At 70.8% G+C, this 11,934-nt stretch carries 9 protein-coding genes and 1 pseudogene; 4 read left to right on the top strand and 6 right to left on the bottom strand.

The features are described 5' to 3' along the window. Window positions 1-179: 179 nt before the first annotated feature. Entirely contained in the window at window positions 180-1,688 is a 1,509-nt protein-coding gene (locus OCT49_RS36470; RefSeq protein ID WP_283856451.1) for an MDR family MFS transporter, read from the bottom strand. A gap of 91 nt (window positions 1,689-1,779) precedes the next feature. Between OCT49_RS36470 and OCT49_RS36465 the strand changes: the two genes are divergently transcribed. Continuing rightward, entirely contained in the window at window positions 1,780-2,385 is a 606-nt protein-coding gene (locus tag OCT49_RS36465; RefSeq protein WP_283856450.1) for a TetR/AcrR family transcriptional regulator, read from the top strand. Between the two features lie 44 nt (window positions 2,386-2,429). Here the strand turns inward: OCT49_RS36465 and OCT49_RS36460 are convergent. Continuing rightward, window positions 2,430-3,403: pseudogene (locus OCT49_RS36460) on the bottom strand (tyrosine-type recombinase/integrase). 210 nt (window positions 3,404-3,613) lie between these two features. After that, entirely contained in the window at window positions 3,614-4,168 is a 555-nt protein-coding gene (locus OCT49_RS36455; RefSeq protein WP_283856449.1) for a hypothetical protein, read from the bottom strand. Window positions 4,169-4,481: 313 nt separating this feature from the next. Between OCT49_RS36455 and OCT49_RS36450 the strand changes: the two genes are divergently transcribed. The 3 genes from OCT49_RS36450 to OCT49_RS36440 all read left to right on the top strand — a co-directional run bounded on the left by OCT49_RS36450 (window position 4,482) and on the right by OCT49_RS36440 (window position 8,564). Then, window positions 4,482-5,273 carry a DUF2785 domain-containing protein gene (locus OCT49_RS36450; protein ID WP_283856448.1) on the top strand — a complete coding sequence of 264 codons (792 nt, stop codon included), beginning with the start codon at window positions 4,482-4,484 and terminating at the stop codon, window positions 5,271-5,273. 1,072 nt (window positions 5,274-6,345) lie between these two features. Beyond that, a complete protein-coding gene (locus tag OCT49_RS36445; protein ID WP_283856447.1) occupies window positions 6,346-7,137 on the top strand; it encodes a sensor domain-containing protein in 792 nt (263 codons plus the stop codon). Window positions 7,138-7,145: 8 nt separating this feature from the next. After that, window positions 7,146-8,564 carry a hypothetical protein gene (locus OCT49_RS36440; protein WP_283856446.1) on the top strand — a complete coding sequence of 473 codons (1,419 nt, stop codon included), beginning with the start codon at window positions 7,146-7,148 and terminating at the stop codon, window positions 8,562-8,564. A 64-nt stretch (window positions 8,565-8,628) separates the two neighbouring features. Here the strand turns inward: OCT49_RS36440 and OCT49_RS36435 are convergent, their stop codons facing one another. The 3 genes from OCT49_RS36435 to OCT49_RS36425 form a co-directional block, all read right to left on the bottom strand. Beyond that, complete coding sequence (locus OCT49_RS36435) at window positions 8,629-8,793, bottom strand: hypothetical protein (RefSeq protein ID WP_283856445.1); 165 nt, start codon at window positions 8,791-8,793, stop codon at window positions 8,629-8,631. A gap of 186 nt (window positions 8,794-8,979) precedes the next feature. After that, on the bottom strand, window positions 8,980-10,539 hold the full coding sequence (locus tag OCT49_RS36430; RefSeq protein WP_283856444.1) for a hypothetical protein: 1,560 nt from the start codon (window positions 10,537-10,539) through the stop codon (window positions 8,980-8,982). A 656-nt stretch (window positions 10,540-11,195) separates the two neighbouring features. After that, window positions 11,196-11,720 (bottom strand): FAD-dependent monooxygenase, encoded by a 525-nt coding sequence (locus OCT49_RS36425; protein WP_283856443.1) that lies wholly within the window; start codon window positions 11,718-11,720, stop codon window positions 11,196-11,198. Between the last annotated feature and the right edge of the window lie 214 nt (window positions 11,721-11,934).

Below are 11,934 nucleotides of genomic sequence, written 5' to 3'. Positions count from 1 at the left end.
CCAGCGGCAGGTGGCACGGGTGCCTTGCCTCGCTTCTCGCGCAGGGCCCGCTGCTGGTGGGTCAGGGACTGTGCCCCTTCCGTATGCCGGGAGCCGCCGGGGGAAGAGGGGCACTGACGGCCGCAAGAGACTTGCCGACAGACTGGATCTTCCTCTGCTCCGAGTGGTGCGGGGGATGGTCAGTGCTGTGCGGTGGCTTTCGTTGCGCCGGCGGTGTCGGCGCTCGTCCCGGTGGGGGCGGTGGCCGAGTTCGAGGGGGCCTTGGTACGGCCGGGGAGGAGGAGAGTCATGGGGATGCCGAGGGCGGTGAAGGCGGTGGCCCACCAGAAGGCGGTGCCGAAGCCGTCGGCGAGTGCGGTGGGGCTCTGGGCGCCGGTGAGGGTGTGCTGGAGGATGACGGCGAGGGCGGCGGTGCCGACGGAGCCGCCGATCTGCTGGACGACGCGCTGGAGGATGCTGGCGTGGGGGACCTCGGTGGGCTTGAGGCCGACGTAGATCGCGCTGGTGAGGGGGATGGTGGCGGCGCCCATGCCGATGCCGCGCACGAGCAGGACGGCCATCAGCCAGATGTTGCTGGTGGAGTCGGTGACGAACGCGAAAGGGAGGGTGCCCAGGGCGACAACGGTGAATCCGGCGAACGCGACCCAGCGCGGTCCGATGCTGTCGGTGTACTTGCCCGCTAGGGTCCGCGACATCAGGGTGCCCACGCCCTGGGGGATGAGCAGGAGCCCGGCGGCGAGGGCGTCGCGTCCCTGGACCTGCTGGAAGTACAGGGGGAGCAGGAGCATCGCGCCGTAGAGGGTGATGCCGGCGATGAAGCTGAGCGCGCTGGCGGCGGTGACGTTTCGGTGCCGGAAGAGCTTGAGGTCGACGACCGCGCTCGCGCTGCGCGGCCAGGCCCAGGCGACGAATGCGGCGATGAGCAGGAGGCCGGCGATCAGCGGGGTGAGGACGCGGGCGGAGGCGAAGCCGGAGTCGCCCTCGATCTGGGACAGGCCGTAGATGAGGGCGGCCACGCCCGGGGAGAGCAGCAGCAGACCGACGGCATCGAGACGGGGGCGGGGAGCGCCAGGTGCGGGCTTGTCGTCGGGGAGGTTGCGCACGGCGAGGTACAGGCCGAGGAGGCAGAAGGGGATGTTGACGAGGAAGATCCAGTGCCAGTTGCCCAGGCCGAGGATGATGCCGCCCAGGACGGGGCCGAGGATCGGGCCCAGCGCGGTGGGCAGGGTGATGGTCGCCATGACCTTGCCGAGGTTGCGGCCCCGGGCTGCCTGCATGATCAGGGTGGTCATCAGCGGCATCATGATGCCGCCGCCGATGCCCTGGACGACGCGGAAGGCGATCAGGCTTTCGGCGTTCCAGGCCAGCGCGCACAGCACGGACCCGAGGAAGAAGACGCTCAGGGAGGCGAGCCACAGGCGCTTGCCGCCGAAGCGGGCCTGGGCCCATCCCGTCAGCGGGATGGTGATGAACATGGCCAGCAGGTAGGCGGTGCTGACCCACTGGATGGTGCTCAGCGACGCGTTCAGGTCCGCGGCCAGGTCGTTCAGGGCCACGCTGAGGATGGTGGTATCGAAGACGACGGCCATCGCCCCGGCGATGACGGTGAAGGCCAGGCGCCACACGGCCGGGTCGACCTTCTCGGAGTCCGCCGGCGGCGAGGCCGGGCTGGTGGGTGAGGTACTCACGAACGCCCCTAAGATGCGAGAATGAATCTTAAAGCAGCGTAGGACGTGAAATTAAGATGCGCAACCGCATCTAATGGCGGAAGGGGCAGTCATGGCCGAGCGGCGCCGAGGCGCAGAACTGGAAGGCGCCCTACTGGACGCGGCGTGGGACGAACTCGTGGCCGTGGGCTACGCCCACTTCACCCTGGACGGCGTCGCCGCCCGCGCCGGGACGAGCAGGCCCGTCATCCACCGGCGCTGGCCCGACAAGCAGCAGCTGATGATCGCGGCCCTCGCCCACGCCGCCGCCCGCCACCCCGTCTCCGTACCCGACACCGGAAGCCTGCGCGGCGACATCCTTGCCCTGCTGCGCGACATCAACGCCACTCGCGCGCACTTCGTCACCGCCATGAGCATCCAGCTCGCCGCCTACTACCAGGAGACCGGCACCACTCCCGCCGACCTGCGCGATCGCCTCCACGCGGGATGCCCCACCACCCTCGGCGCCGTCTTCGACCGTGCTGCCGACCGCGGCGAGATCGACCCCGAACGCGTCACCGACCGCATGAAGTCCCTTCCCTTCGACCTCCTGCGCCACGAACTGCTCACCACCAACACCCCCGCAGCCGACACCGTCCTCGAAGAGATCGTCGACACCCTTTTCCTCCCCCTTGTCCTCACCTCCGCGACCGTGGTCCACGGCAAGGCCGTGCACTGAGTCAGAGGCACGAACAATCCGCGGAGCGCCACTGCCCGCACTCGTCAGCGCCGTGAGTCACCTGGCGCCAGAAGACTGGTCAGCTCCGAGATCGCCTCGGACGACGGCTTGAAGTAGCGGCGGACGTTCTCCGGCTTCTTGTGCCGGGACTTCGCCATCAGCATCAGCAGAGAGGCGCCCTGCTCACCGAGGTGGGTCAGGGCGGAATGGCGGTACTCGTGCAGGTCCCAGCCGGTTCCCGGCCCGCGCACGGCGGTGTGCTCGTCCAGCAGCGCGCGGGCCTGGCCGTAGGAGAGGCGGGCCAGGCCGGTGTCCGGGCACACGTCGCGCGGGCTGACGACCTTCCCCGGGCCGGGGCGACGGTGGGTGACGAACACCGGTCCGCGAGTGCGGCCGCGCAGCAGCCGGGGCAAGAGCCGGGCGGTGCCGGCGTCCCAGTAGACGGTCTCCAGCACGAATTCCTCCCGCGCCTGCCCGCGCCGGCGGGCCTTGCTCCGGGCGCCCTTGGCCTTGACCGGGCACCGGCGGGCAGCGAGGTCCAGGTCCTCGATGTTCACGCCAAGGATCTTCTCCGACCGTCCGGCGGTCTCGTAGAGCATCCGCCACAACGTCTTCTCCCGCAGATGGACCTCGCGCCGGGCGACGAGCCGGTCCACGGCCATCTTCGAGCGGGCCGGGGTCTCGGAGTCCGGCACCGCCAGCCGCTTCGTCCAGGCCGGGACCGCCGGGCCGTCGTAGCCGTACTCCGCGCACCAGCCCAGCCACGACAGCACCGCCGCCCGGCGGGCGTTCCAGGTGTTGACCGCCGCGGTGCCCACAGCAGTTCCAGGGCCTCGCCGATCTCGTCGTCCGCGACCGACCCCAGCGGGCGGCCCTCCCCGATTCGCTCGGCGGTCTTGCCGACGCCGGTCGCGTAGCTGCGGACCGTGTTCGGGTTGCGGAGCGAGTCGAGGAAGGCGTCGGCCGACGCATGGACGGTCAACGCCTTCCCGGCCGGCAGTTGCGCGACGGTGGGCACCGCCTCCCCCTTGCCACGGATAACAGGGCCGCTTCACGTACGGCCCGGAGAACGTCACCGCAGGTGACGAACCACTCTCCCGCAGATAATAGGGCGTTATCCGTGGAACGACTTCACATCAGTCTCACGGCCGACGCTCCGCCAGTCGCCCACCAGGGCCGACGAGCGCTTAGCGCACGATCTGACACGGATGTTCCAAGCGCCGCATTCTCAGTTGCGCCTGCTTGACGGAAGTTCTGTGTCGTCCAAGGCGGCCCGAGCCGCCGACGTGAAGCTGCCGAGGCGCTCGGAGACCATGGTCACCTCGACGGCGTGACGTTCAACGAAGTTGACGTTGCGATCGGGGGAGCCCGAGGAATCCCGCCAGGCCAGGAGAGTCGTATGCATCGAGTGGAGCCCTAGGTGGACGCCGTGGGCGGCTTGCTCCACCGACTCGGGCCCCTCGACTGCGAGGCTGGCCCAAGCCGCCTGCACCAGAACCAACTGATCTTGCGCGATCTGGAGCCGTCGATCAGCCTCCGCCACATCCGGGGCATCGCCTACAAGCGCTCGTGCAGCCATCTTCAGAGCGCTGCGAGACTCGTTGGCCGGAGCGAGGAAGGCGCTGTACGCGTCTCGCCGCAGTTGTCTGCGCCACTGGGAGTGCTCAACTCTGGCTTGCCCTTCCATCTGCCGCCGAGTCGACCCGCTGGAGATCGCCGACGCCACGACCGTGCCGACAACGCCTACCGTCGCACCCAATAACGCCGCAAGTCCCTGATCCATAAAGATGATTATTCACTCTCGTGAGCACGTACGGTCACCGGTGTGGCGGGCTTCACGGGGAACTGGCGACAGTTGAATACGCGAGCCCGCCAGTAAAGCGCCGCGTGACCAGCGGTCCGGCTTCGGCTGGTCACGGACCAGCGGCGATGGCGCGCTGGACCGAGCCGCTGCGCGTCACGCTGTCCGGCTTCGGCGGGCAGCGTGGCACAGACGCCAGAACTGTCGGTTCTGGTCGGGGAGTTGACGGATTTAGGTGGTTGCCTGGACATAATTCGCAGGTGTGCGGCAATGGCAAGGACCTATTCTGCCCGTCATGATCGACTGGAAGAGCGTAGAGGCCGCCGACTGTGCCGTGCCCGCCGACCGGCCCATGGACGACCTCGTCCGCGAGCTGTCCCGCGCGCTGGCGGATCCCGATCCACTGGTCCGGGACGGCGCGCCCCACACCGTCCTCGCGACCTGGATCGCCCGAGGCGTGATCGGGAGGTCCCGGCGGCTGGAGCTGGGCGACGAGATGGCCGACCGGTTCACCGACCCGCGGGTCGAGGCCCGCGCCTTCGCCCCGCTCGTGCTCGGCATGCTGGTGACCGCGGGGGACTTCAAGGACGGCTGGGTGGACGCGTTCGAGCGCTGGTACCCGGCCGAGCGGGATCTACGCGGACACGACGAGACGCTCGGCTGGCTGCACGCGGTGGCCCACGGTGCGGACCTGCTCGCCGGCTTCGGCTGCCACCCCGAGGTGGCGCCGGCGCGGATGCTGGACCTCGCCGCCGCGCGGCTGACGGCGCCCACCGACCATGTCTACGACCAGCTGGAGGACGACCGCCTGGCCCGGGCGATCGCCCGGGTCCTCACCCGCACCGACCTGAGCGAACACGACGCCGTCGGCTGGCTGGACCCGATCGCCGACCGCTTCGGGGCCGACCGCATCAGCGTCCCGGTGCCCGCCCACATCAGCAACTGCCTGCGCACCCTGCGCCTGCTCTACATCCTCGCCGACCGCGGCGTGAGCCCCACCAGCGAACTGCCCGCACAGCCCCTCCACCACCGCGACGCGTTCAAGTCCGCCATCGCCACCGTCCTCGACCGGATCGTCAGACGCTGACCGACCACATCCGGTCCGGTCGGCCAGGCCGGCGCGCACGCCCACCGCAGACGACGGGGCCGGCACCGGTCGTGCACACCGGCCGCCTCCTCGAGGAGAGCGGCGGGGCGCGGATCCGTACGCCGCCGGCGATCACACAGGGTAACCAGTCGGTCGGACTCCTCGGAGAACTGGCGACAGTTGAATACGAGAGCCCACCAGTATCAGCCCCCTGTTCTGACTGCCTGCGTGTGCTGGTTCAGTAGGTCACGAAGATCGGGAGCTTCGCGGAGGTCGGCGGCTGCAGTCAGGATTCCCGCCGTTGCGATCGAGTCCCGGGGAGGCTGATCGTGGGCTTGACGTTGGCCTGCACCAAGTGCGCGGATGTGTGCGGTGACCGTGTGGCGTGCGCCGGACGGGACCGGCTCCTGCCCGAGCGGCCAGGACGCGCGGAGCAGTGCGGCGAGAACGCGCAGGTAGCTGAAGTAGGAGTCGGCGCCCGAGTCGTGGGCGGCCGGGGCCGAGGAGGTCCAGGATCTGCAGCTGGGTGTTGAGCACGGGCGGATCGGGGCGGAGCCCATCGAGGTGTTCGAGCTGGTCGAGCCGGACCCCGCAGGAGCAGAGGCCCTTGATCTTCACGCCCCGGCGGCCGTGGATGCGCCTGACCTGGAGCCCCGGAAGGAACCGGTAGTAGGGCTCGGGCTGGGGGATCTCCATCGCGAAGCCGGTCCGCTGCCACCACCTGGCCGGGCCTGGTGACCAGCACATGCCCGTCCTTCCCGGGTAACGACCTCGAGTTGTCGCCCGGTGCGGTCATCGGGCCGGCCGGGTGCGGGAACCGCGCGGACGCCGGGCTGCTGCTCGTGCACCCGGTGGCCCTGGTGACAACTATCGTGCTTCGACTCGGCGTAACGTTCGACGACCGAATCTCTGAATGTGCGTCAAATCTAAACATAATCAGGGGAGTTGTAATAAAAATCCGAGTGAGGGTTGAACGCTTGCGCCAGGGGTGAAAACCATCTGCGCCCGGCTTTCCTCACGGCCCGGATGCCGCGCCGGGCACTCCGAAACCCAAGGTGTTCAGGAGGTTCGAATGACCCATGAGGCTGAACCCGACCGGGCCGGGGCCCAGGGCGTCCAGCCCGCTTCACCGCCGATTCCCCCGCAGGCCGATCCCCGGGCCGACCCCCGGACCAGGCGTCTTCGCCTACTTCACCCACTTCATTCACTTCGCCCACTTCGTCCGGTCGTCCTCGCCGCGCTCGTCCTGGTCGTGCTCATCGGCGGCGTGGTGTGGTGGAAGTGGCCCGCCGCCGACGGGCCGCGCGTGGTCGAAGGGACGGTCCAGGCGACCGTGTTCACCTCCCGGGAAGTCAGTGAGACCGTCGGTACGACCTTGAACACCGAGACCCGCATGAGTGAGCCGGCGCCCTCGACGCGGACCGATCCGCCCGGATGCTCGGTGGCGGTCGGCCCCGCGACCACCGTCGTCTACCAGCGCGGATGGACGGCCTTCCTCTCGGTGGTCCATCAGGACTCCGACACCGCCGCGGAGCACACCGTGACCCAGGTCGTGGGCCGGTACGCCACCGGCGCCCGGGCCGGGGAGGTCTTCGGCGCCCTCGCCGAGGGCATCGACGCCTGCACGAGCGCGGTGCGGAGCACCCCCGGGGGAGGCGCGTCACGGTGGACCTACCGGGTCGACAGGGCCACGGACGACACGCTGGCATGGACGGCCACCCAGGACCGGGGCGAGGGCTGGGCCTGCTACCGGGAGGCGCGGCTGAAGGCATCGACCGTCCTTCAGACCGCGGTCTGCCAGGCCGGTGACGGCCGGCCGGCCTCCCGGGCGCTCGCCGACCGGATGGCGGGGCGGGTGAAGTGAAGAATCCGATGCGCCGCATTCGGGCCATGGTCCTGGCGGCGGTGCTGGCGGTACTCGTCGCCGTGGCGCCGGCCAATGCCGAGGACGGTGCTCCCGCGGCGGGCCGGGCCGCGATCGAACCGGTCGCCCAGAGTGGTGCCTACCCCGCCACGCTCAACGCGCAGATCGCGTCGTTCAACCGGCAACTGGCGAATCTGCCCAGCCGGAAGAGCCTCGACGACAAACAGACCGCGCTGGACGGGCGGACCAGGGCATACAACAAGGAGTCGCGCGCGGTCCTCGCCGCCCTCGATGCCAACGACGGAAAGATCAGAAAACACAACGCCCGTGTCGCCCGGTACCCCAACGGTGCGCCGTCGGCCGTCGCCGACGCGCTCAACGCCGAGGCCGCCGCACTCAACGCCGAACAGCGGAGGCTCAAGAAGAAGGCCAACAAGATCGCGGACCAGGGCGATGCGATCAAGGCGGCCCAGAAGAAGCTGGACGCCCGGAAGAAGGCGCTGGAAACCAAACTCGACACGCTGCGGAAGAATCGCCGGCAACTGATTCTGCAGATGGCGACCGCTGCCGCGAGCCTGCTCGTCCCGCCGCCGCCCACGAGCACCGGGCAGCAGCTGCACGGTGGTGACCAGGCCCGCCCCGCGACTCCGGAGACCCGGATCGACGGCGGTGACAGCGCCTCCGGCACCGTGCGGAACAAGCCGCTCGACCGGTACGCCGATCTCCACGACGTCGAGATCGACAGCCGGCCGGTCGAAGCCGTGCTGTCCCCCGACACCGTGGCCAAGGCGTCCGCCGACAACCTGGGCACGCTTCGGCCGACACGGGTCTTCGACGGCCTGATCAAGAAGGACGACGGGACCTTTCGCGCGGTGTACCTCCGCAACCCGGAGCAGCCGCCGACAGCGGAACAGAAGGCGTTCGACGAAGTCATCGACGACGGCGGCAGAGCCGTCGCCGTCGTCGATGGCACGAAGGTCCTCATCACCGATGTGCAACCGGTCGACGCGCCGTCCGAGCCGCAGATGCCCCAGGAACAGCGCAACCTCGCGCTCGGACTCAGCGGCCGGGTCCAGAAGTTCGCCGAACGGTACGACTACGAACACCTGATGGACCTGAGCATCTCCGAGCTGCGTCGGGAACTCATCGGCCGGCTGGATTCGCCGAACTACCGGATCCACGTCTGGCTGAAGGACATGAGCAAGACGGACTATCCCAACGTGCTGGCCCGTGGCGAGGCCTATGACCGGGGCGAGCGGAGGTTTCCCTTCGACGCCGACGGAAAGATCCCGCCGTACGCCATCAACTGGGAGCGGGCGCCCGGCGTCACGGACTGGGAGATGTACCTGATCCACACCAGACCGGGAGTGCTCGAACGGACCACGTTCTACGACGAGAACGACAACGTCGTGCCCAGCCCCTTCTGAGCCTGCCCCGCAGGGCAGGGCGGTGCCGCCCGCGCCGTCACGGGCGGCACCCCGGGGCCCGGCGTCAGGGGCGCGGGGCCGGTCCGTCGCCGATGTCGGCGATGATCTGCTCCAGGTCGGCCGGTACCGCGCTCCGCAGAAGGGGAGCGGCGGCATCCGTCCTGTCAGCACCACTGATGTACCCGACGGACTCGACGCCGTCGACGGGCCGTTCGGCCGGATCGGACATGGAACCTCCTGCACGGTGGAGAAGGGCAGCGCCGACCGGCCCACGTGGCCGGTCGGCGCAACCATCCGGTCCCGGCTAAAGGCAGGCATGCGCGGACACTGCGGGAGGCCGCCCTGCGCGGACGCTGCGGGAAACCGCCCCGCGTGAGTGCTGCGGGAGACTGCCCCGTGAGGAACGGGGCCGGTCCTACGCCGCCGTGCACAACCGCCAGACGCCGGGCTGCACCTCCGACCAGCCGGGGCGCCTCGGCCCTTCGGAGTCCAGCTCGTCCAGCCGGCGGCGGGCGTAGGACTCCAGCCGGGCATCGACCAGGGACGCGGCGTACGTCAGACACGTGGTGAAGTGCCCCTGCGCCGAGTCCCGTTCACCGGACTCCAGGGCCAGCAGCCCCAGCACCCGATGGGCCTCGAACCCGGTCCGCGCGTCCTGCTCCGCGCAATCCAGCGCGGGCGGCACCAGCGCGGTGGCCGCGTCCCTCGCCCCGGCGTCGAGACGCAGACCCGCGAGACCGGTCAGGGCACGGCAACGCTCGATCTCCGCCCCCGCCACATCGGCGGCCATCAGGGCGCGCTCGTACAACTCGCCGGCCGTGTCCAGACGGCGCCGCTGCCAGGCGAGATCGCCCAGCGACCGCAGCAGCCGGGCCTGCGCCGCCAGATCACCCAGGTGCTGCGCCGCCTCCAGCGCCAGGCCCTGGCACGCGTCCCGCTCCTCCCAGGCCCCCAGCACCTCCAGGAAACCCGTCATGCCGTCCACCAGCCGCAGGCACTCCGCCCACAGCCGGGCCGCGTGCGTCTGCCGGACCACGGCCATCAGCGCGGGCAGCCGCAGGCGGAACCACTCCAGCGGATGCGCCCCCTCGACCGTCGCGGGCCCGGACGGCCCCGCTTCCTCCACCGCCCTCGCGAACGCCCCGCACAACCGGGCCAGCGCCGCCCGGACCGCCTCGGGATCTTCCTCCGCGTCGAGCCGCTCCCGGGCCAGCAGCCGCAACGGCTCCGGCATGTGGTGATGCTCCGGGCGCCCCGCGGACGGCAGCTCCGCGCACAGCAACCGCGCCCGCACCAGCGAGTCCGTCGTCGCACGTGCCGTCGCCACGTCCGTGTCCAGCACCGCCGCCGCGGCCTCCGGTGCGAAAGGACCGGCGGGCAACAGACCGAACAGCCGGAACGCCCGCAGCCCGGCCGCACCGACCCCGTCCAGGGCGTCGCACAGCCGGGCCCGGAAGCCGGGGCTCGCCGCCTCCAGTTCAGCGAGCCGGGTGCGTTCGTCGCGCAGCCGGGCGGCGAGGCCGCCGAGCGGCAGCCGCGACCGGCCGGTCAGCGCGCCCGCCGCCGCCCGCAACGCCAACGGCAACCGGCCGCACGACTCCACGACATCGGCGCACTCCGCCCCCTCCGCGACATCCGTCGGCTGCCCGGCCGCCGCCGCGAACAGCCGCCGCGCCTCCCGCACCCCCGGCACGTCGAGGCGGACGACCCGCCCGGCGAGCCCCTCGGGCACCCGCCGACAGGTGACCAGCACCGTACCGTCCGGCACCGCCGACAGCACCGGCCGCACCTGCTCGGCGTCGGCCACGTCGTCCAGGACCAGCAACACCCGCCGCCCGTCCGTCGACTCCGCCAGCAGGTCGCGCAGTTCGTCGACCCGCTCCGGCAACGGCCCCCGGACCCCGTACCGGCGCAGCACCCCGGCCAGTACGCCGACGGCGTCCAGCGGACCGCGCCCCTCGGGACACAGCCGCACGAAGACCGGTACGTCGAACAGGTCCCCCGTGCGACGCGCGACCGTCAGCGCCAGGGCGGTCTTGCCGACCCCGCGGCGCCGGTGACGACCACGAGCCTGCCGCCGGGCGCACCCAGCACGTCCCGCAACGCCGCCAACTCATCCTCGCGTCCCGTGAACAGCTCGTCGGAAGGCGGCAGTTGAGCCACCGCCGAGCCGCCGGCCGGGGCATGCGGGCGGGGTGCCGCCGACCCCGGGGCGGGCCCGGAACCTGAAGCATGCCCGGAACCCGAAGCGTGCCCGGCGTCCGAATCGGGCCCGGTACCCGGCGCGTGTCCCGAAGCCGTGACGTGTCCGGCCCGTACCGTCGGCTTGAGCAGCGCGGGGTCGCCCACCAGGATCCGCTGGTGCAACGCCTGGAGCGAACGGCCCGGCTCTATGGCCAACTCGTCCACCAGCCCCCGGCGCAGCCGCTCGATCGTGGAGCGGATCTCGTCGGCCGTGAGCGGCTCCCCGTCGGACGGGGGTTCCGGTAGAACTCCACCGTCATCAACCGCACTTCGGTCGGATCCGCCGGATTGACCGGCAGCACCCCGAACTGGCCGCTCGGGTACGAGCCCGCTCTGAACAGCGCTTGTGCCTCGTCGTCCACGACGACATCGGCGATGACCCCGTAGTTACGAGGGGGCGAGGAGATCGAACTCGAAGCCGGCCGCCCCGGCCACGACGCTGCGGGGGCCGTCGCACCCGACGACGTAGGAGGCGCGCAGGGTGCCGGAACCCTCCGGTGAGACCACCGTGAGCGTCACGCCGTCCGCGTCCTGCTCGATGTCGATGACCTCCTGACCGAGCCGCACCTCGACGCCCAGCTCGACGGCCCGTTCCCGCAGCAGCTGCTCGCTGCGCCACTGGGGGACGATCAAGTCGTAATCGGTATCGGCCAGTTCGCCGTCGATGTCCCGGTAGACGAGACCGAAGTGACTGCGCCCCCAGGCGGGCGTGTCCGGTGTCCGGAAGCGTTCCTCCAGACCTCTCTTGCGCAGGAAGTCCGCGATGTGCGCGTTGAGGAGCATGCCGCCGGAACGCTCCGGGAGCTCGGTCCTGCGCTCCAGTACGACCGTGGCGGCCCCGGCCAGCCCCAGCTCGCACGCAAGCGTCAGACCAGCGGCGCCACCACCGACAATGACTATGGGATCAGACATGGTCCCAGCTTCCGCCACCGGGCTTAAGCGGCCGCAAAGCGCCAGGGCCTATGGGCGAGAGGCGCTGGACGGGCCGGATGGATCGGATGCACCGGATGGATTGGCGCGGCCCCGGAACCGGAACCGGCACCGGAACCGGTCCCGGGCCCGCGCCGATCCGCGTACGAGAGGCTCACGCCCGGCCGCAGCTGCCGCACTCGCCACGCCGCCGCAG

It is taken from the genome of Streptomyces sp. ML-6 (assembly GCF_030116705.1).
In the GTDB taxonomy this organism is placed as follows: domain Bacteria; phylum Actinomycetota; class Actinomycetes; order Streptomycetales; family Streptomycetaceae; genus Streptomyces.
The sequence above is the reverse complement of the archived record's forward strand: the minus strand, read 5'-3'. Positions and strand labels throughout refer to the sequence as shown.

Bases quoted from the DNA above. Each gene is read 5' to 3' on its own strand.
- OCT49_RS36465 (WP_283856450.1), top strand. From the start codon at position 1,780: ATGGCCGAGCGGCGCCGAGGCGCAGAACTGGAAGGCGCCCTACTGGAC.
- OCT49_RS36455 (WP_283856449.1), bottom strand. From the start codon at position 4,168: ATGGATCAGGGACTTGCGGCGTTATTGGGTGCGACGGTAGGCGTTGTC.
- OCT49_RS36450 (WP_283856448.1), top strand. From the start codon at position 4,482: ATGATCGACTGGAAGAGCGTAGAGGCCGCCGACTGTGCCGTGCCCGCC.
- OCT49_RS36445 (WP_283856447.1), top strand. From the start codon at position 6,346: ATGACCCATGAGGCTGAACCCGACCGGGCCGGGGCCCAGGGCGTCCAG.
- OCT49_RS36440 (WP_283856446.1), top strand. From the start codon at position 7,146: ATGCGCCGCATTCGGGCCATGGTCCTGGCGGCGGTGCTGGCGGTACTC.
- OCT49_RS36435 (WP_283856445.1), bottom strand. From the start codon at position 8,793: ATGTCCGATCCGGCCGAACGGCCCGTCGACGGCGTCGAGTCCGTCGGG.
- OCT49_RS36425 (WP_283856443.1), bottom strand. From the start codon at position 11,720: ATGTCTGATCCCATAGTCATTGTCGGTGGTGGCGCCGCTGGTCTGACG.